Source organism: Haemophilus parainfluenzae, assembly GCF_900450995.1.
GTDB classification, from domain to species: domain Bacteria; phylum Pseudomonadota; class Gammaproteobacteria; order Enterobacterales; family Pasteurellaceae; genus Haemophilus_D; species Haemophilus_D parainfluenzae_O.
The window spans coordinates 267295-287543 of the sequence record NZ_UGHY01000002.1; the positions used below are offsets into that span (position 1 = coordinate 267295).

A 20249-nucleotide genomic window follows, 5' to 3' on the forward strand; every position below is an offset into this window, starting at 1 on the left:
TCTAAGTAAAAAATTTACCGCTTGAATTCAATTTTAAAACACTCTATCTTGTGCACCATTATTTCCCCTAACACTATATCTTGTGTTTTATTCAATTCGTTTCTCTAGTAGGTTTATCTTCCATGAACAAAGGATTAATGGTTACAAAGCGCGATGGCACGCTTGAACAAATCAATTTAGACAAAATTCACCGTGTGATTACTTGGGCGGCTGAAGGCTTGGAAAACGTGTCTGTTTCTCAAGTTGAATTGCGTTCTCATATTCAATTTTATGAAGGCATTCGTACGTCTGATATTCACGAAACGATTATTAAAGCGGCAGCAGACCTAATTAGCAAAGATACTCCTGATTATCAATATCTTGCTGCACGTCTTGCGGTTTTCCATTTACGCAAAAAAGCGTATGGCCATTTTGATCCGCCACGTTTATACGATCATGTGAAAAAATTAGTGCGTATGGGCAAATATGATCCTGCTCTTTTAGCCGACTATACTCGTGAAGAATGGGATGAAATGGATGGGTTTATTGATCACTGGCGTGATATGACCTTTTCTTATGCCGCAGTAAAACAATTAGAAGGAAAATACTTAGTTCAAAACCGGGTAACCGGTGAGATCTATGAATCTGCGCAATTCCTTTATTTATTAGTTGCAGCGAGCTTATTCTCAAAATATCCACAAGAAACCCGTTTGGATTATATTCGTCGTTTCTACGATGCGACCTCAACCTTTAAGATTTCTTTACCAACGCCTATCATGGCGGGGGTTCGTACGCCTACGCGTCAATTCAGCTCTTGTGTATTGATTGAATGTGGTGACAGCTTAGACTCTATCAACGCTACCTCTGCAGCAATCGTGAAATACGTTTCACAACGTGCAGGTATCGGGGTAAATGCAGGTGCAATTCGTGCGTTAGGTAGCCCAATTCGTGGTGGTGAAGCATTCCATACTGGTTGTATTCCATTCTATAAACACTTCCAAAGTGCCGTCAAATCTTGTTCACAAGGTGGCGTACGTGGTGGTGCGGCGACAGTTTACTACCCGATTTGGCACTTAGAAGTTGAAAGCTTATTAGTATTGAAAAATAACCGTGGTGTGGAAGATAACCGTGTTCGTCACATGGACTACGGCGTACAGTTAAACAAATTAATGTATCAACGCTTAATTAAAGGTGCAGATATTACTTTATTCAGCCCTTCAGACGTACCTGGACTTTATGAAGCTTTCTTTGCAGATCAAGATAAATTTGAAGAACTTTACGTGAAATACGAACAGGATCCAAATATCCGTAAACGTTCTGTAAAAGCCATTGAGTTATTCTCTTTATTAATGCAAGAACGTGCATCAACCGGTCGTATTTATATCCAAAACGTCGATCACTGTAATACTCACTCACCGTTTGATCCGCTTGTTGCACCAGTGCGTCAATCTAACTTATGTTTAGAAATTGCATTGCCAACTAAACCATTACAACATTTCCATGATGAAAATGGTGAAATTGCCCTTTGTACACTTTCTGCATTTAACTTGGGTAAATTAGATGATTTAGACGAGTTAGATAACTTGGCAGATCTTGCAGTACGTGCATTAGATGCATTACTAGATTACCAAGGCTACCCTGTTCCAGCGGCAAAACGCTCTTCATTAGGTCGTCGTTCACTGGGTATCGGTGTCATTAATTATGCGTATTACTTAGCGAAAAATGGCGTGCGTTATTCTGATGGCTCAGCGAACGATTTAACTCACCGCACATTTGAAGCGATTCAATACTATCTATTGAAAGCCTCCATGAACTTAGCGAAAGAATTAGGTGCATGCGAATACTTCAATGAAACCAATTACGCTAAAGGTATTTTACCAATCGATACCTATAAGAAAGATATCGATAACTTAACGCAAGAACCATTGCATTATGATTGGGAAACATTGCGCCAAGAAATCAAAGAATTCGGTTTACGTAACTCAACCTTGACCGCATTAATGCCGTCAGAAACTTCTTCACAGATTTCTAATGCAACAAATGGTATCGAACCTCCACGTGGTCATGTGAGTATTAAAGCATCAAAAGATGGTATCTTAAGACAAGTTGTACCGGATTATGAAAACTTAAGTGATAACTATGAGTTGCTTTGGGATATTCCAAGCAATGACGGTTACTTACACTTAGTGGGCATTATGCAAAAATTCGTAGACCAAGCGATCTCTGCAAATACAAACTACGATCCGAAACGTTTTGAAGACGGTAAAGTGCCAATGAAAGTGTTGTTAAAAGATCTTTTAACCGCTTACAAATACGGCTTAAAAACCCTCTACTATCAAAACACCCGTGATGGTGCCGAAGACAGCCAAGAAGATTTAGATGACGGCTGTGCTGGTGGGGCGTGTAAGATTTAGTTTTAAGGATATAACATGATAATTTCATTATCTTTTAGCTCTAAATTTTTAACTGGTTATTCTAAAAGCTATTTAGAAGAGTTTATTCGTTTTTCTCAAAATAAAGTGGCTAAAATTTATCCTGATTGCCAATTAAAAATTAGATCTTTAGGACAAATTTATTTGTCATCCGTAAATCTGTCAGAATTAACTTACATTGCCTATCCAGCAATGGAAGAACCGATTCGTACAATTTGTATCACTATAGGGCGATTGTTGCCCCAATTATGGGAACAATTTGTAAAAGAAAACCCATCTGATAGCGCAAGCGTCCACGCTTGTGCTAAGTAAATAAACTAAAGGCACAAGCGAAGACGCTTGCGCCAGCATGAAAAAACATTTTAAAAACTGACCGCACTTTACTCATAAGATTAAAGGACAAACAAAAATGGCATACACCACTTTCTCACAAAACAAAAACGACCAGTTAAAAGAACCGATGTTCTTTGGTCAAAACGTTAACGTTGCGCGTTACGATCAACAAAAATATGAGACTTTTGAAAAGCTCATTGAAAAACAACTTTCTTTCTTCTGGCGTCCGGAAGAAGTGGATGTGTCGCAAGACCGTATCGACTATGCGGCGTTACCTGAACATGAAAAACATATTTTCATCAGCAACTTAAAATATCAAACCCTGTTGGATTCTATTCAAGGTCGTAGTCCAAACGTGGCGTTGTTGCCGTTGGTGTCTATTCCGGAATTAGAAACCTGGATCGAAACCTGGACGTTCTCCGAAACCATCCACTCCCGTTCTTACACGCACATTATTCGTAACATTGTGAACGATCCGTCTGTCGTGTTTGATGACATCGTAACTAACGAAGAAATCATCAAACGCGCACGTGATATTTCCTCTTACTACGATGATTTAATCCGCGACAGCCAACTTTATAGCCTGTACGGCGAGGGCACTTACGCTGTAGATGGCAAAGAATGTATCGTCACCTTACGTAATTTGAAAAAACAACTTTACCTTTGCTTGATGAGTGTGAACGCACTTGAAGCAATTCGTTTCTACGTATCTTTCGCTTGTTCGTTTGCCTTTGCAGAACGTCAATTAATGGAAGGTAATGCAAAAATCATTAAATTTATCGCACGTGATGAAGCTTTACACTTAACGGGTACACAGCACATTTTAAACATTATGGCTGCAGGCCAAGACGATCCTGAAATGGCAGAAATTGCGGAAGAATGTAAACAGGAAGCCTATGATTTATTCTTAGCCGCAGCAGAACAAGAAAAAGAATGGGCAGATTACTTATTCAAAGATGGTTCAATGATTGGTTTGAACAAAGACATTTTGGTGCAATACGTGGAATATATCACCAATATCCGTATGCAAGCCGTTGGTCTTCCATTACCATTTGGTGCACGTTCTAATCCAATTCCATGGATTAATGCATGGCTTGTTTCTGACAACGTACAAGTGGCGCCACAAGAAGTGGAAGTGAGTTCTTACCTTGTGGGTCAAATTGACTCAAAAGTAGACACCAAAGATTTTGATAATTTCGATCTATAATTCTTAATATCGCTAAAAGTGCGCTCAACTTTTCAAACGTTTTTAAAAACGCTGATAAAATTGACCGCACTTTTTTATTTATATTTTTATATAGTAGCCCACAATCTAGAAATAAGTATTAATGCTATAAAATTACATGATTTCTCTTGCTACTATTCAATTTGTTAAACTTTCTGACTAAAAAAGATGACTTAATTAAAAAAGGCTTAACAAAAAACAATGCTATAGGTAGAATAAGGAAATTCTATTTTTAATAAATCACATTCTAAGTAAAAACTAACGAGGTAAAGGATATGTCAGAACAAGAAGTGAAAGAATTAGATCTCCATGGCGAAATGCTCGTTCGCCGTGAAAAATTAGCCGCATTACGCACAAAAGGTAATGCGTTTCCAAACCAATTCCGTCGTGACGCCCTTGCCCAAGATTTACATGATAAGTACGAAGCCGAAGAGGGCGAAGTATTAAAAGAAAAAGCCATTGAAGTAGCCGTTGCCGGTCGTATTATGACTCGTCGTGCAATGGGGAAAGCCACCTTTATTACCTTACAAGATATGAGTGGCAAAATTCAATTATACGTTGCTCGTGATAACCTTCCTGAAGGCGTTTATGCTGAAGATGTGGGTAGCTGGGATTTAGGTGATATTATTGGCGTGAAAGGTACACTTTTCAAAACTAAAACCAATGAATTAACCATCAAAACAACTGAAGTTCAACTTTTAACCAAAGCACTTCGTCCGTTACCAAACAAATTCCATGGTTTAACCGACATGGAAGCACGTTATCGTCAACGTTACTTAGATTTAATTTCTAATGAAGAATCTCGTCGTACTTTTGTGATTCGTTCAAAAGTGGTGGCGGGTATTCGTGAGTTCTTTATTTCTAAAGGCTTCATGGAAGTTGAAACGCCTATGCTACAAGTGATTCCAGGTGGTGCGTCTGCTCGTCCATTTATCACTCACCATAATGCATTAGACGTTGATATGTATCTTCGTATTGCGCCAGAACTTTACTTAAAACGTTTAGTAGTTGGTGGTTTTGAACGCGTATTCGAATTAAACCGTAACTTCCGTAATGAAGGGGTTTCTGTTCGTCATAACCCTGAATTCACTATGCTTGAATACTACCAAGCTTATGCGGATTATCATGATTTAATGGATAACACCGAAGAATTATTACGAAAACTAGCCATTGATATTCTTGGTACAACCATTGTGAAATACGGTGATTTAGAATTTGACTTCGGCAAACCATTTGAGCGTATTACATTACATGATGCAACTGTAAAATATGGTGCTGATAAAGGTATCGTAAAAGAAGATCTTTATGATTTCGATCGTGCAAAAGCAACAGCTGAACGCTTAGGTATCGAAGTACAAAAATCTTGGGGCTTAGGCTCTATCGTGAATGCTATCTTTGAAGAAGTGGCTGAACATCACTTAATTCAACCAACCTTCTTAATGGCACATCCAGCTGAGATTTCACCACTTGCACGCCGTAATGATGAAAATCCAGAAGTAACAGACCGTTTTGAATTATTCATCGGTGGACGCGAAATTGGTAACGGCTTCTCAGAATTAAACGATGCCGAAGACCAAAACGAACGTTTTGATGCACAAGTTGCAGCGAAAGAAGCGGGTGATGATGAAGCGATGTTTAAAGATGATGACTTCGTTGTTGCACTTGAACACGGTTTACCACCAACAGCAGGTGAAGGTTTAGGTATCGACCGCTTAGCAATGCTTTACGCTAATGCCCCATCTATCCGGGATGTGATCCTATTCCCTGCAATGCGTCAAAAATAATTAAATTAAAATAACATAAAAGGAAGTCTACGGGCTTCCTTTTTTATTCTGTAAAAGTGCGGTTATTTTTAACCGCACTTTTATGAAAAAAGAGATAACCATCTTAACGATTATCTCTTTTACATTCCAATTTGAAATTATTTACCCCAAACTTCTTCCACGATACTACGGATAAATTCGAGTTTCTTCCATTGTTGTTCTTCTGTCAGGATATTACCCTCTTCCGTTGAAGCAAAACCACATTGTGGACTTAAGCAAAGTTGATTGATATCCACATATTGCGCTGCTTCTTTAATACGAGCAATAATTTCATCACGGTTTTCTAACTCGCCAGATTTAGAGGTAATCAATCCTAATACCACTTGTTGATTTTTAATAAAGCGTAAAGGTTTGAAATCACCAGCACGATCACTGTCATACTCCAAGAAGAAACCATCCACATTACAGTGTCCAAATAAGGTTTCTGCAATAGGCTCATAACCACCAGCGGAGAACCAAGTTGAACGGAAGTTACCACGGCAAATATGCATTGTAATCGCTAAATCAGCCGGTTTCGCTGCCACGATTTTATTTAACATATACACATAATCTTTAGCAATTTGATCTAAATCTAAACCACGTTCAGTATAGGTTTTACGTTTATCTTCCGCACAGAATTCGCCCCAACTTGTATCATCCAACTGTAAGTTACGACAGCCTAATTTATAGAAGATATTCATTGCATCAATATAAGCATCAGCAATCTCATCTAATAACAACTGATTGTTATCTTTATAACGTTCAATTGGCTGATAATCTGTGGCACGTACGGTACAAATTAAATGAAGCATAGACGGAGAAGGAATCGTTAATTTAACTTCAGTCTCCCTTGCAATTTTTTGTAATGAGCGATAATGTTCAACAAACGGATGGCTCTCTGAAAAACCAATTTTATCCACAATTTTTAATGTTTTTGGACGTACATTATCATGTTTAAATTGTACTGAAAATTTTTCGGCATCCACTTCTTTCACGCCATCTAATGCGGCTAAGAAATCTAAATGCCAAAAAGTACGACGAAATTCACCATCAGTCACCGCATGTAATCCGACATTTTTTTGATGCTCTACCAATTTTGCAATTTCTACATCTTCAACTTGCGTTAAATCAGCACAAGAAATATCACCACAACTACATTGATGACGAGCCTGTTTTAAAGTCTCTGGACGTAAAAAACTGCCTACAATATCAAAACGATATGGCGCAGAAGTACGAATAGTGGCATTGGGAAAAAGTTTACTCATTTTGCTTTCCTATGTTTAATTAATTCTAAGACGGGCTGAGTGTAACAAAATGAACGTCTTCATTAAAGGTTTAGACGTCTAGATGGATGTGAATTTTATTGTAATTTTATATGAATGGAATTGATATAAAATTTAAAAAGAAAAAGTGCGGTTTAAATTTCTCTTAAATTTTTACCGCACTTTCAGTAATTAACGATAGTTTACTTGTTCACTATCGGATAAATGAATGGTAGTTTTTGCCAGCTGTATCTCAGAAATCACCTTACCATGACGAATAGAATAACGAGTAGGAACTTGACGGCGTACGGCATCAAAGCCATTTTCTGCAGGCAATACAATAAAGTTTGCACTATTACCTTCTTGGATTCCATAATCTGTTAAACCTAATGCTTTCGCACTATTTTCAGTGACCAATTTCAAACCATCATTAATTTGACCATATCCCATTAACTGGCAAACATGTAATCCCATGTGTAATACCTGTAGCATATTCGCTGTACCGAGCGGATACCAAGGATCAAACACATCATCATGACCAAAACAAACATTGATGTTATTTTTAAGCATCTCTTTTACTCGTGTTACACCACGACGTTTTGGATAGGTATCAAAGCGTCCTTGAAGATGAATATTCACTAATGGATTTGCCACGAAATGAATTTTTGACATTTTTAGTAATCGGAAAAGGCGTGATGCATAAGCATTATTATATGAGTGCATGGCCGTTGTATGGCTTGCTGTTACCTTTTCCCCCATGTCATATTTCAAGGCTAACGCCGCGACAGTTTCAACAAAACGAGATTGTTCATCATCAATTTCATCACAATGGATATCAATCTGTTTGTTGTACTTACTAGCAATATCAAAAGCGATATGCATAGATTCCACTCCATATTCACGGGTAAATTCAAAGTGTGGAATACCTCCAACAACATCAGCCCCCATCTCCATAGCCTGATCTAATAGTTTCTCGCCATTTAGATAAGACAAAATACCTTCTTGTGGAAATGCAACAATCTGTAAATCCACCCAAGGGGCGATTTCTTTTTTAACTTCAAGCATGGCTTTTAATGCTGTTAATGTTGGATCAGAGACATCAACATGAGTACGGACATACTGAACTCCATTTGCAATCTGCCATTTTAATGTCTTCCATGCTCGAGATTTTACATCTTCATGGCTTAATAATGATTTACGCTCAGCCCAACGCTCAATCCCTTCAAATAAGGTACCAGATTGATTCCAATTAGGCTGCCCTGCTGTTTGTGTTGCATCTAAATGAATATGAGGTTCTACAAATGGAGGATAAATAATACCTTCTTCACCATCGAGTATCTCACCCGAATAATTAAAAACCTCATTTTGAGAAAAAATTCGACTAATTTTTCCCTCTTCAATTAAAATCTGCCATAACCCTTCTCGATTATGAATATGTACATTTTTAACTAACATCCGTTTTCCTTATTTCATCGCTAATTTTTTACCGAGTAATGGTGTTAAAACCAAATAGGTAACCGCCCCACCAATCACCGCGTTCACAGGGATAATGCCAGGTAGCAATTTACTACAAGCCACACCAACAATAACTGAAACGATAGCAGTCCAATTTATATTTAAGAATTTAGCTTGTTCAAAATTTTCATAGGCTTTACGACGTAAAATATAATCAGCAATAATGACACCACCAACAGGAGGAATTGCCGAAGATAAGAAAGTAAGCCAACCGACAAAATTATTGTATAACCACAAGGCACATAAGGTTCCGATAATACCATTAACGACAGATAAAGTGCGGCTACTTAATCCTGTAATATTCGCAAAACCTAAACCTGAAGCATAAAGCGCATTATCATTTGTCGTCCAAATGTTTAAACCGAGCACAATAATGGCTGGAATAATAAGACCTTGAGCAACCATCACATCAGAAATATCCGACATTCCAGTCACGGCCGCACCTGCTGCCCCAAAAATAAACATTAATGAGTTACCTAAAAAGAAAGCAATCATACTAATAATGATTGCTTGCTTTGCTTTTCGACCAAATCGAACAAAATCGGCAGTTAATGAACCTGCACTAATAAAGGATCCTACAACTAATGTGATCGCCATTGAGAGAGAAAGGCTTTCTTTTGGCACAATATGTTGCAATACTTCTAAGCCACCAGCATTTGTGACGGCAAGGTAAACCGAGTAAGAACCTAATATGGCAATGGCTGGCACCGCAATAGTTGAAAGAATAGTCAGTGCCGAAATACCAAAGAAGACAGTAATCGTCATCAATAAACCAGAGCCAAGAATTAAATAATTAACATCAATACCAGTCACTTTATTAACTGGGATTGCAAACATCGCCACGCCAACACCAAACCAACCAACTTGAGTGCCCCCAAGCAATAAAGATGGTAACCACGAACCTCGAACCCCAAAGGAATAGCGTGCTAAAATATGCGTAGTTAACCCAGTTTTGGCTCCGATATACCCGAGGAAAGAGGTATAAATACCTAACATTAAGTTACCTAGAATAACGGCAAGCCAGAAATCATTATAGGTTAATGATGTTCCTAATGCTCCCCCGTCCACATACTCGCTGAAAAGAATGTTAAACCTAACATGACAAATGTTAACGCTACCGCACCTTTTCGCTCATTTAAAGGAACAGGTTTTAAACTAAAATTTTCCGAACTCATGAAATAATCTCCTCCCAAATAAAAAATTGAGGCATTCTAATACGACAAAAACACAAAAGCAAACGTTTGCGCTGATTGTTTTATCAAAAAATAAATAAAAAAATACCCGCACTTTCGCGGGTATTGATGATTAGTTGAAGAAACTGGACACATAAGAAATTATGGTTTTTCCACTTAATATTGCCATGATAATCACAACAAACCAGCCCGCAAAAGCTAAGCAAATGGGATGTTTATAACTTCCAACAATGTCACTTCGGTAGGCTGCTAGCAGAATTAATGCGAGTGCAATTGGGAGAATTAAACCATTCAATGTTCCCACAAAGACTAATACCGCTGCAGGTTTTCCGACCGTCACCAAAATAACTGTAGAAATCACAATAAAGGCAATAATCCAACGATTACGGTTACGTTCAATGGTTGGGCAAAGACTGGTTAGGAAAGAAACTGAAGTATAAGCCGCCCCAATCACTGATGTAATCGAAGCTGCCCAAATCACGACGCCAAATAACACTTGCCCCAAATTCCCAGCCACATATTCAAAAGGTGTTTCCGCGGGGTTTTTAGGATTAAGAGGAATGCCTTTTACCACGATGCCAAGTACTGCGAGGAATAACACAATTCGCATTGTTGAAGCAATCAAAATAGCCGAAACAGAACTTCGGCTCACTTCAGCCATGGCTTTTTCACCTTGGATCCCCGCGTCTAGTAAGCGGTGAGCGCCAGCAAAGGTAATATATCCCCCTACGGTTCCTCCAACTAATGTCACAATTGCGATAGGATCAATTTGCTCTGGAATAAAGGTGCGATATGCCGCCTCAACAACAGGTGGTTCCGTTTTAAACATGACATAAAACGTGAGTGCAATCATGATAAAACCCATTAATTGGGCAAAACGATCCATTAATAATCCAGCTTCTTTACGCAAGAAAATCAAAATGGCAATAACACCGCTAATGATTGCACCCGTTTCTGGCGCAATACCGAACATCGAGTTTAAACCAAGACCTGCGCCCCCCACATTACCAATGTTAAACGCGAGTCCCCCCATCACAATAAGTGCAGCAAGGAAATATCCCGCACCAGGAAAAACCGCATTAGAAATATCTTGCGCTCGCTTTCCTGATACCACCACAATTCGCCAAATATTAAGCTGAGCTCCAATATCTAACAAAATAGATAGCAAAATCACAAAGCCAAAACTAGCTAATAAGGTGTTTGTAAAAGTTGCCGTTTGAGTTAAAAAACCCGGACCTATTGCTGAAGTCGCCATTAAAAATGCTGCCCCAGCACCGCATTTCGGCGGTGATTGATTGATGCCATAAAGCACCTCCCTTGTTAAGTTGATGTTGTGTGTTATGTTTATTCGGCTTATGCCGTTATTGTTATATGATTTTTTTCTAATTCTTCCACAATGCGTGCTGCAAATTGTAGAGAATGTTGATTATCGCCATGTAAACATATACTTTCTGCTTTCACTGGCACAAGGCTTCCATCAATAGCTTTGACTTGACTTTCTGTTACCATTTGTAACACTTGTTGAATGGCTTCCTCATCGGACTCCACCATGGCATTCGGTTGCGAACGAGGTACCAAACTCCCATCAGGCATATAGTGACGATCCGCAAACACTTCAGAAATGGTTTGTAAACCTTCTTCCTCAGCTACGCGTAACATTAAGCTCCCCGCCAATCCCATTAATTTTAAATTAGAATCAAATTGACGAATTGTTTGTGCAATTAAACGGGCCAATTTTTCATCTTTAGCAGCTTGATTGTATAAAGCACCGTGTGGCTTAACATAACTAATTTCCGTGCCTTCCCCATCACAAATTGCTTTTAAGGCGCCAAGCTGATACCGCAAATGCGCAATTAATTCCTGTTCAGGTAAATCCATTTGAGTACGCCCGAAGTTTTCTCTATCCGGAAAACCTGGATGAGCACCAATGCGAACCTGATTTTCTTTCGCAAATCTGACCGCACTTTGCATTTCTTTTGCTCCCCCGGCATGTAAACCGCAAGCAATATTGGCAGAAGAAAGTAATTTCAATAATGCCTCATCAAAAGGAAAACCTTCGGCAATATCGGCATTTAAATCAATTTTTTTCATCAGCAATTCTCCTAATTTGATCGAGGTATATCTCATTTTTGCGACGTAATTTTGTGGCCTGTTCTAAACTAACTGCCTCAAATTGAATGGTTGAGCCTAAACGAACTTGTGCCAACGCGCCTAGATCTGCATCGATCACATTGGCAATTTTGGGATAACCGCCCGTAGTTTGCGCATCAGCCATCAAAATAATTGGTTGACCACTTGGTGGAACTTGTACACTACCAAATTGAATCGCGTGAGACAGCATTTCCAGCGGTTGTTTTAATTCTAATTTTTGCCCTTGAAAACGATAGCCCATGCGATCACTGCTGCTTTGCAACGTCCATTTACTTCGCCACCAATAATATTGGGATTTTCGTTTAAACGCCTGATATTCAGAGGACGGTAACGCATGAATCGTATGTTTAAGTGGAATGGGTGCAATCCCAATTTCACTACGTAAAATAGGATCATTTACCGTTTGTAATTGATCTCCAACTTGTAAACAACGCCCTTCTACACCGCCTATTTGAGCTCGAAGATCCGTACTACAAGAGTTCAATTCTTGGGGTAAGATAAAGCCACCTTGAACACATAAATAGCCATACATACCAATTTTTGCACGTACCATTTTCAGCACTTGCCCCGCTCTCGCCTGATAACGCCAATAAGCAAAAATCGGTTTGTCATCTAAGGTCATTTCATAAAATGCCCCCGTGACACAAAAATTCATATCTTGATGAAATTGTAATGTAATGCCACCTAAAGGCACTTCGATTGCTGGGGCTCCTTCAGCATTCCCGAGTAAAATATTACCTGCACGTAATGCTAATTTATCCATCGCCCCACAATGACTAATGCCAAATCGACGTAAACCAAAACGGCCTAAATCCTGAATTGTGGCACGGGATTGCACATCAATAACATAAATCATAGCTCAATGCCCTCCACCACAAATTTCACTGTATCGCCAGCTTGTAATAAAGTGGGTTTCGCTTGATTTTTGTCAAAGAGTGCTTGCTTGGTATGACCGATTAATTGCCATCCGCCAGGAGAGGAAAAGGGATAAATGCCAGTTTGAGCTCCACCAATACCAACAGAACCTGCTGGAACAAGTGTTCGTGGTGTGGCTCGGCGAGGCGTATGCAGGCTTTCAGGTAAACCACCTAAATATGGAAAACCAGGTTGGAAACCAATCATATACACGGTATAGATAGGATCACTATGCATTTTAACGATCCGTTCCGGTGTTGTGTCATGTAATTTGGCGACCTCACATAAATCCTGTCCTAATTCACCGCCATAAATTACCGGAATTTCGATATGACGACCTTGAAAAGTAGAGACTTTCAATTCTGTCCAATGTTGTTCCAAGCGTTGAATAAACGGACCAAAATCCACATAAAAATCAGTGAAGACCGTAAGATTATTCATTCCCACGACAACTTCTACAATATCTTGCTCAGACTGTAGTTGATTGGCAAACGCCCAGAGTTGGCGTTGTTGTTGAAGTGAAGCTGGTGGCTGTAAAGAGCAAACCACCGCCGACTCGCTGATCGGGGTTATATTCATAGGATACCCTATATTGTGATGTTGTGTTGTTTGTTATTTTTTTGTTGTACCTCTCTTTTAAAGGATATTTATAGGTTTTGTCAAGGTTTTGTATTGAAAATAAAGTGTGATGCAGATCTCATTATTCATATTTTGATCTCAATCAAAATTACGAAATAGCGTATAATTAAAACGTCTGTTACTTAACAATGATAAAAAAGGAATAAAAATGAAAACATTGAGTGAATTTATTGTTGAACGCCAAGCAGAGTACCCAAACGCCAAAGGGGAACTTAGTGGTATTTTGTCTTCTATTCGTTTATTAGCAAAAATCATTCATCGTGATATCAACAAAGCGGGTTTAACCAATATCCTTGGTCAGTCTGGTATCGAAAATGTACAAGGTGAAAGCCAAATGAAATTGGACCTATTCGCCCATAACACTATGAATGCAGCCCTTATGTCGCGTGAAGAGGTAGCGGGTTTTGCTTCAGAGGAAGAAGAAAGCTTTATCGGTTTTGATACTGAACGCGCTCGTAATGCCAAATATATTATTTTGACCGACCCACTTGATGGTTCATCCAATATTGATGTGAACGTTTCGGTTGGGACAATCTTCTCTATTTACCGTCGTGTATCCCCTATTGGCTCACCTGTTACCTTAGAAGATTTTATGCAACCAGGTAATAAACAAGTCGCGGCGGGTTACATCGTGTATGGTTCTTCTACCATGTTGGTTTATACCACTGGTCACGGTGTGAATGGTTTCACTTATGATCCGTCTATCGGTACCTTCTGTCTTTCTCATGAAAATATGAAGATGCCAAAAGAGGGAAAAATATATTCCATCAATGAAGGACAATATCTCAAATTCCCACAAGGGGTAAAAAAATACATTAAATACTGCCAAGAGGAAGATAAAGCGACTAACCGCCCTTATACTTCACGTTATATCGGTTCATTAGTGGCTGACTTCCACCGTAATTTATTAAAAGGTGGTATCTATATTTATCCAAGCGCAACGAACTACCCAAATGGTAAACTTCGTTTACTTTATGAGGGCAATCCAATTGCATTCTTAGCAGAACAAGCGGGCGGTATTGCCTCTGATGGTTACAATCGAATTTTAGATATTCAACCAACTGAACTTCACCAACGTGTACCACTTTTTGTTGGTTCTGCAGAAATGGTGAAAAAAGCAGAAGAAATGATGAGAGAATTTAAAGAAGATTAAATTCCTAAAGTGCGGTCAATTCTGACCGAACTTTTTTAGCTCACAAAAAGGCGAACTGATCAGTTCGCCTTTTTAATTAATGTTTGTTAATTAATCTCGTTTTCTCGCGAGTAACCACCAAATGATTGCCATAAATAGGAGACTTGGCATTAGTGCACCTAAAAAGGCCGGCGCATTAAATACTACACTCATTTGTCCAAAAATTTCATTGACGACATAGAACAAGAACCCAAAGCAAATCCCCGTTACGATTCTCGCTCCTGCAGTGACACTACGTAATGAACCGAAGATAAAAGATAACGCAAGCATCATCATCACACCTACAGAAAGGGGCTGTAAAATCTTACGCCAATAGGTTAATTCAAAACGGCGAGAATCCTGTCCTGTTTGTTTTAAGAACGCAATATACTCATACAAACCGGAAATGGATAATGACGTTGGACGTAACGAAACTGAGCCTAATTTATCTGGCGTTAAGCTTGTTGCCCAATCTTCTGTTAAACGGTTTGTCGTGGTAATTTGCTCTTTTGACACCACTGAATTATTGACTTGGCGTAACTGCCATTGATTATTTTCAGCAGAATATTGCGCTTGATTTGCATGCTTCAAATGAGTGAGATTACGCTGGTCATCAAAGGTATAAATATAAATATCTTCTAATTGTGCATCATCAGTAATACGACGAACATACACGAAATTATTGCCGTCTTTTGCCCATACACCATTTTTTACCGAAAGCATTGAACCACCGGAAAGTGCACGAGTACGCATATCACGAGCAAACTGTTCAGTTTGTGGAATCCCCCACTCACCAATAATCATGGTAAAAAGTACCAGTGGAAGTGCCGTTTTCATGACGGCTAATCCAATTTTAAAACGAGAAAAACCCGCAGATTGCATTACCACTAATTCACTGCGGCTGGCTAAATTACCTAACGCAATTAAGGCACCTAACAAAGCTGCCATTGGGAAAAAGGTTTCCACATCTTTAGGAATAGTTAATCCTGTATAAGCCACCGCTTGCCAAATATCATAAGAACCTTTCCCTACGCTACGGAATTGCTCTACAAATTTGATAATTGCCGAAAGGCCAACCAACGTAAATAGCGTGGCAAAAATTGCCCCTAAAATGCTTTTACCGATATAACGATCAAGAGTATTCATCAACATTGTTATTACCCTTTTCTGAATACACGACGAAATTTATGCATAGCGGTACTATCCCAACTATTCAGCACAATGCCTAAAATTAAAAAGGCGATATTTACCAATGGCATTAATAAACCTGCATCAAGCTTACCTGCACCACCCGCAGATTTAAATGAGCTTTGTAATAAGAAGTAAATTAAATAAAGCAATAGTGCCGGTAAGATTTTCGCAAAACGGCCTTGGCGAGGATTCACTTTACTCATTGGCACGGCGATGAGCGCCATTAAAGGCACCGCTAAAATTAAGGTAATGCGCCAATGCAACTCTGCTTTTGCTGCTGCACTGTTATCTTTTAATAATTGCTCAAAAGATAATTCAGCCGCTTCATCACTTTCTGTATTTGTCTCTTGATGACCTAAATACGCTTGGTAATCATCAAAATGCGTAATACGGAAATCAGGAAGTACCGATGTACCTTCTACACGCAAAGTATTTTGTAAATTCAGTACTTGGTCGCCATTTGGTAAAGCTTTTAACTCACCTTTTTCAGCGGTAACTACTGATGGTTTCGTTTGACCTTTGGCTTTCATTTGGAAAAGATAGACATCACTGATTTGATTACCGTTAATCTTATCAATGAATAAGACGAAATTATTATTGCTTGTGGACATGAATTGACCAGAAGTCAATGCGCCCATGGTAGGATTCGCTTTAGCATCTTCAACAATAGCTGCTTGTTTTTGAATGGCCCATGGGGAAAGCCATAAAGCATTGTAAGCAGCCAATCCCGCTGTGAGTAAAGAAAGAATTAACGCCACGCGAACAAGAATACGTTGGCCCACACCACAGGCCCGCATTACCGTAATTTCACTTTCTGCATAGAGACGACCGAAAGTCAGTAAAATGGCGATAAACAAACATAATGGCAACATTAATTGCGCCATTGTTGGCATCCCTAAACCGAGTAAAGAGAACACAAGATCGGCGGGCACTTTACCATTTGCCGCTGAACCAAGTACGCGAACAAGTTGTTGGCTGAAGAAAATTAAAAGCAAAATAAACAAAATTGCAACCTGGCTTTTAAAGACTTCCTTTGTTAAATATCGGGTTAATATCATTCTTTTTTCTAACTAAAAAACACGGGAAACTGGCTAATTTAGATGGCGTATGATACCTTATTTTGACTGATTTAAATAGCAAATTAGCAACATAAGGAAATAACATGAAATATCAAGCAAACTCAACCGCACTTTCTCAATCAACCGATTGCCTTATTATCGGCATTCATGAGAACAATGAATTGACAAAAAGTTTCAATGAAATCGATCAAATCACACAAGGTTACCTCAGCCAGTTAGCTCAAAGCCAAGATCTTTCAGGTAAAATTGGCCAAGCGACTCTGCTTCATTCATTACCTAATCTTGCGACTAAACGCCTGTTAGTCGCAGGTTGTGGTAGAAAAGGCGAAACGACTGAACGCCAATTTAAACAAATCATCCAACGCGTGACTCAAACATTAAAAGAATTAAATATTCAACAAGCGGTGAATAATTTAACGGATGTGGAAATTAAAGATCGCGATCTATTTTGGAATGTGCGTTTTACCGTTGAAACCATCGAACATAATCTTTATCAATTTGATGAATTTAAGAGCAAAAAAGCGGATGCTATCCCACTTCAAGAAATCGTTTTTAATACCGATGATTCGCAAGCTCAACAAGCCATTGCAGAAGCGCAAGCCATTGCAAATGGTGTAAAAGCTGCGCGTAATATCGCGAATATGCCGCCCAATATTTGTACACCGGCTTATTTAGCTGAACAAGCTAAAAATTTAGCCGAAACATCAGCCGCACTTTCCCTCGATGTGATTGATGAAGAAGACATGACAAAGCTTGGCATGAATGCGTATTTAGCCGTATCTCGAGGTTCGCAAAATCCAGCTTATATGTCTATTTTACATTTCAACAATGCACCTGATAAAAATGCGAAACCTATCGTATTAGTGGGCAAAGGATTGACCTTTGATGCGGGCGGTATTTCTTTAAAACCAGCCGCAGATATGGATGAGATGAAATACGATATGTGCGGTGCTGCTTCAGTATTCGGTACAATGAAAGCCATTGCTGAATTAAATCTACCACTCAATGTTATCGGTGTATTAGCGGGTTGTGAAAACTTGCCTGATGGGAATGCTTATCGTCCAGGTGATATTCTCACCACGATGAATGGTTTAACCGTAGAAGTGTTAAATACTGATGCTGAAGGACGTTTAGTGCTTTGTGATACATTAACTTATGTAGAGCGTTTTGAACCGCAATATGTGATTGATGTTGCGACCCTAACAGGCGCTTGCGTGGTAGCTTTAGGTCAACATAACAGCGGCTTAGTTTCAACTAACGATGCCTTAGCCAAGCAGTTATTACTAGCCGCACAGCAAACTACTGACAAAGCTTGGCGTTTACCATTAAGTGAAGAATATCAAGAGCAATTAAAATCCCCATTTGCTGATTTAGCAAATATTGGCGGTCGTTGGGGCGGTGCAATTACTGCAGGCGCATTCCTCTCTAACTTTACGAAAAAGTACACCTGGGCACATTTAGATATCGCCGGGACAGCTTGGCTTCAAGGTGCAAATAAAGGCGCAACCGGTCGTCCAGTGTCTCTATTAACACAATTTTTAATTAATCAAACCAAGTAATAACACATAGGGCTAACATAACGTTAGTCCTAAAATTTTCTCAAAATCTGACCTTACTTTATTCCAATTCGAATTCAACCAGTAATGGATTATGATCTGATGAAGTAACCACTTCTGATGTTGCACTCACCACTTTTATGCCTCGCGTAAAAATATAATCAAGTGGATAACCTAAAAATCTAACCCGCTCATCTTGAGAGAGCGTCACTGCATCTAATCCATATTTTTGCATCAAATTATTAGCTAAATTCAGACGACGCTCATTCCATACATTAAAATCGCCAGACATAATGATGGGGCCTTGATGATTTTCCACAAAAGAAAAGAGCTGCTCTAACTGAGTTTGATAAGCGGAAATCCCCCATTCAAAATTAATCAAATGCACATTAATAAGTAGCAAGCTATCGCCTTTTTCTAATGGAAAACTCATCACACTTGCCACTTTGGGAATTTGTATTAATGGTTCTGCTACGCCACCACCGCAATACCATTCTGGTTGCGTTTTGGTGAATGTTTTTACACCTGATAAGAGATCTTTAAAAGAAAAAGATGACACAAAAAGTGCGGTCGAAAATGTACTTAAATTTTGATGCTGCGTCGCCTCTTGTAATAACACAAAATCAGCTTGTTCAGACAATCTCGCTAAATCTTTTTGCCACCCCTTATCTTGCCCTTTATGCACATTCCAATTGACTAAACGAAAATGTGAAGAGGCTAATTTATACACTGAATTATCAGCCTTGTCACATTGCATATTTAACCTGTTGTCAAAAGGAATATAATTTACTTTTTGTGACGTATTTAATTGGATAAATGTACGTTTAAAAATTGTTAAATTCGCAAAAAAATAGCCGCCACCTAAAATCAGCAATAGTAATCCAATAGCTAAAAATCGATAAATTCGCTTCATGATGATCCTCTCTCTATGCTCGAATAATAACACCTCATCAAAGCAATGCAACTTTCACTTTTAATACTCATTAATACCTACCTACAACATGGTAACTTTAACTTTTAGCTTTGATTTAAATCATACTTTGCTAAAAAAACCGTTGCATTTTTCTTTTATTATCTTAGTATTTTACTCAACTTCTAACTCTACCATTATAAGGAGATTCATTATGTCTTTTGGAGATAAAAAATTAAGTGAAATCGCAATCAGTGTACCCGGCTCAACTTCACTACTTCGTGAATATGATTTAGATTTCTGCTGTGGTGGTTCAGATACACTCGCTCACGCAGCGGCAGAAAAAGGACTCAATTTAGCAGACCTCGAAACGCGCTTAACTGCGCTACAAAACAGCAAAGCAGAAAACCCTGAAGAATATTGGGTTGGTGCAAATTATGGCGAAGTTATCGATCATATTTTAGTTCGCTATCATCAACGTCACCGTGAACAACTTCAAGAATTAATCGTGTTAGCAGATCGCGTAGAAAGTGTTCATGGTGATCGCGATGATTGCCCTATCGGCGTAGCAGCGGAATTGCGCAATGTCTATGATGATTTAAGCAACCATATGATGAAAGAAGAGCACGTGCTTTTCCCTATGATCAAAGCGGGAAATTATATAATGGCACAAATGCCAATTCGTATGATGGAAATGGAACACGCAGAACATGGCGAACATTTAGACGTATTGAAATCATTAACAAACAATATGACACCTCCAGCTGATGCTTGCAATACATGGCGTGCACTTTACAGCGGTATTCAAGAATTTGCAGATGATTTAATGATGCATATTCATCGTGAAAATAATGTTTTATTCCCTCGTGTGATTGCTGAAAATCACTAAGAACAAA

Annotated in this window: 15 protein-coding genes and 2 pseudogenes; 7 read left to right on the forward strand and 10 right to left on the reverse strand. The window is 38.9% G+C overall.

What is annotated here, in order from left to right:
- Positions 1-122: 122 nt before the first annotated feature.
- From nrdA to lysS, 4 genes are all read left to right on the forward strand, one after another.
- The gene (gene nrdA, locus DX522_RS01325; protein ID WP_115179547.1) at positions 123-2393 is read left to right on the forward strand and encodes a class 1a ribonucleoside-diphosphate reductase subunit alpha; all 2271 of its coding nucleotides are present in this window, start codon (positions 123-125) and stop codon (positions 2391-2393) included.
- Between the two features lie 15 nt (positions 2394-2408).
- A complete protein-coding gene (locus DX522_RS01330) occupies positions 2409-2723 on the forward strand; it encodes a hypothetical protein (protein WP_115179548.1) in 315 nt (104 codons plus the stop codon).
- Positions 2724-2820: 97 nt separating this feature from the next.
- Positions 2821-3951 carry a class Ia ribonucleoside-diphosphate reductase subunit beta gene (gene nrdB, locus DX522_RS01335; protein ID WP_115179549.1) on the forward strand — a complete coding sequence of 377 codons (1131 nt, stop codon included), beginning with the start codon at positions 2821-2823 and terminating at the stop codon, positions 3949-3951.
- Between the two features lie 293 nt (positions 3952-4244).
- Positions 4245-5753 carry a lysine--tRNA ligase gene (lysS, locus tag DX522_RS01340; protein ID WP_115179550.1) on the forward strand — a complete coding sequence of 503 codons (1509 nt, stop codon included), beginning with the start codon at positions 4245-4247 and terminating at the stop codon, positions 5751-5753.
- Positions 5754-5890: 137 nt separating this feature from the next.
- On the opposite strand, the gene DX522_RS01345 is transcribed toward lysS, so the two are convergent.
- The 7 genes and pseudogenes from DX522_RS01345 to pxpB all read right to left on the reverse strand — a co-directional run bounded on the left by DX522_RS01345 (position 5891) and on the right by pxpB (position 13386).
- Positions 5891-7036, reverse strand: coding sequence for a 5-methyltetrahydropteroyltriglutamate--homocysteine S-methyltransferase (locus DX522_RS01345; protein ID WP_115179551.1), 1146 nt, complete (start codon positions 7034-7036; stop codon positions 5891-5893).
- 189 nt (positions 7037-7225) lie between these two features.
- Positions 7226-8488, reverse strand: a complete 1263-nt coding sequence (locus DX522_RS01350; protein ID WP_115179552.1) for a cytosine deaminase — start codon at positions 8486-8488, stop codon at positions 7226-7228.
- A gap of 9 nt (positions 8489-8497) precedes the next feature.
- Positions 8498-9723: pseudogene (gene codB / locus DX522_RS01355) on the reverse strand (cytosine permease).
- Between the two features lie 130 nt (positions 9724-9853).
- A pseudogene (locus DX522_RS01360) lies at positions 9854-11046 on the reverse strand (NRAMP family divalent metal transporter).
- 48 nt (positions 11047-11094) lie between these two features.
- A complete protein-coding gene (gene pxpA, locus DX522_RS01365; RefSeq protein WP_115179553.1) occupies positions 11095-11832 on the reverse strand; it encodes a 5-oxoprolinase subunit PxpA in 738 nt (245 codons plus the stop codon).
- Positions 11819-12748, reverse strand: coding sequence for a 5-oxoprolinase/urea amidolyase family protein (locus DX522_RS01370; RefSeq protein WP_115179554.1), 930 nt, complete (start codon positions 12746-12748; stop codon positions 11819-11821). Before DX522_RS01370 ends, pxpA begins: the two co-directional genes overlap by 14 nt.
- Entirely contained in the window at positions 12745-13386 is a 642-nt protein-coding gene (gene pxpB, locus DX522_RS01375; protein ID WP_115179555.1) for a 5-oxoprolinase subunit PxpB, read from the reverse strand. Before pxpB ends, DX522_RS01370 begins: the two co-directional genes overlap by 4 nt.
- Positions 13387-13594: 208 nt before the next feature.
- Between pxpB and fbp the strand changes: the two genes are divergently transcribed.
- Complete coding sequence (fbp, locus tag DX522_RS01380) at positions 13595-14599, forward strand: class 1 fructose-bisphosphatase (protein ID WP_115179556.1); 1005 nt, start codon at positions 13595-13597, stop codon at positions 14597-14599.
- Between the two features lie 90 nt (positions 14600-14689).
- On the opposite strand, the gene lptG is transcribed toward fbp, so the two are convergent.
- Positions 14690-15763 carry an LPS export ABC transporter permease LptG gene (lptG, locus tag DX522_RS01385; RefSeq protein ID WP_262054268.1) on the reverse strand — a complete coding sequence of 358 codons (1074 nt, stop codon included), beginning with the start codon at positions 15761-15763 and terminating at the stop codon, positions 14690-14692.
- A gap of 11 nt (positions 15764-15774) precedes the next feature.
- The gene (lptF, locus tag DX522_RS01390; RefSeq protein ID WP_115179557.1) at positions 15775-16866 is read right to left on the reverse strand and encodes an LPS export ABC transporter permease LptF; all 1092 of its coding nucleotides are present in this window, start codon (positions 16864-16866) and stop codon (positions 15775-15777) included.
- Between the two features lie 104 nt (positions 16867-16970).
- Here lptF and DX522_RS01395 point away from each other — a divergent pair, with 104 nt between their 5' ends.
- The gene (locus DX522_RS01395) at positions 16971-18446 is read left to right on the forward strand and encodes a leucyl aminopeptidase (protein ID WP_115179558.1); all 1476 of its coding nucleotides are present in this window, start codon (positions 16971-16973) and stop codon (positions 18444-18446) included.
- A 58-nt stretch (positions 18447-18504) separates the two neighbouring features.
- Here the strand turns inward: DX522_RS01395 and DX522_RS01400 are convergent, their stop codons facing one another.
- Complete coding sequence (locus DX522_RS01400) at positions 18505-19356, reverse strand: endonuclease/exonuclease/phosphatase family protein (protein WP_115179559.1); 852 nt, start codon at positions 19354-19356, stop codon at positions 18505-18507.
- 211 nt (positions 19357-19567) lie between these two features.
- Here DX522_RS01400 and ytfE point away from each other — a divergent pair, with 211 nt between their 5' ends.
- Positions 19568-20242, forward strand: coding sequence for an iron-sulfur cluster repair protein YtfE (gene ytfE, locus DX522_RS01405; RefSeq protein ID WP_115179560.1), 675 nt, complete (start codon positions 19568-19570; stop codon positions 20240-20242).
- The last annotated feature ends 7 nt before the right edge of the window (positions 20243-20249 follow it).

What these genes read in the sequence shown, in the direction of transcription:
- nrdA (WP_115179547.1), top strand. Translation starts at nt 123, where the DNA reads ATGAACAAAGGATTAATGGTTACAAAGCGCGATGGCACGCTTGAACAA.
- DX522_RS01330 (WP_115179548.1), top strand. Translation starts at nt 2,409, where the DNA reads ATGATAATTTCATTATCTTTTAGCTCTAAATTTTTAACTGGTTATTCT.
- nrdB (WP_115179549.1), top strand. Translation starts at nt 2,821, where the DNA reads ATGGCATACACCACTTTCTCACAAAACAAAAACGACCAGTTAAAAGAA.
- lysS (WP_115179550.1), top strand. Translation starts at nt 4,245, where the DNA reads ATGTCAGAACAAGAAGTGAAAGAATTAGATCTCCATGGCGAAATGCTC.
- DX522_RS01345 (WP_115179551.1), bottom strand. Translation starts at nt 7,036, where the DNA reads ATGAGTAAACTTTTTCCCAATGCCACTATTCGTACTTCTGCGCCATAT.
- DX522_RS01350 (WP_115179552.1), bottom strand. Translation starts at nt 8,488, where the DNA reads ATGTTAGTTAAAAATGTACATATTCATAATCGAGAAGGGTTATGGCAG.
- pxpA (WP_115179553.1), bottom strand. Translation starts at nt 11,832, where the DNA reads ATGAAAAAAATTGATTTAAATGCCGATATTGCCGAAGGTTTTCCTTTT.
- DX522_RS01370 (WP_115179554.1), bottom strand. Translation starts at nt 12,748, where the DNA reads ATGATTTATGTTATTGATGTGCAATCCCGTGCCACAATTCAGGATTTA.
- pxpB (WP_115179555.1), bottom strand. Translation starts at nt 13,386, where the DNA reads ATGAATATAACCCCGATCAGCGAGTCGGCGGTGGTTTGCTCTTTACAG.
- fbp (WP_115179556.1), top strand. Translation starts at nt 13,595, where the DNA reads ATGAAAACATTGAGTGAATTTATTGTTGAACGCCAAGCAGAGTACCCA.
- lptG (WP_262054268.1), bottom strand. Translation starts at nt 15,763, where the DNA reads ATGAATACTCTTGATCGTTATATCGGTAAAAGCATTTTAGGGGCAATT.
- lptF (WP_115179557.1), bottom strand. Translation starts at nt 16,866, where the DNA reads ATGATATTAACCCGATATTTAACAAAGGAAGTCTTTAAAAGCCAGGTT.
- DX522_RS01395 (WP_115179558.1), top strand. Translation starts at nt 16,971, where the DNA reads ATGAAATATCAAGCAAACTCAACCGCACTTTCTCAATCAACCGATTGC.
- DX522_RS01400 (WP_115179559.1), bottom strand. Translation starts at nt 19,356, where the DNA reads ATGAAGCGAATTTATCGATTTTTAGCTATTGGATTACTATTGCTGATT.
- ytfE (WP_115179560.1), top strand. Translation starts at nt 19,568, where the DNA reads ATGTCTTTTGGAGATAAAAAATTAAGTGAAATCGCAATCAGTGTACCC.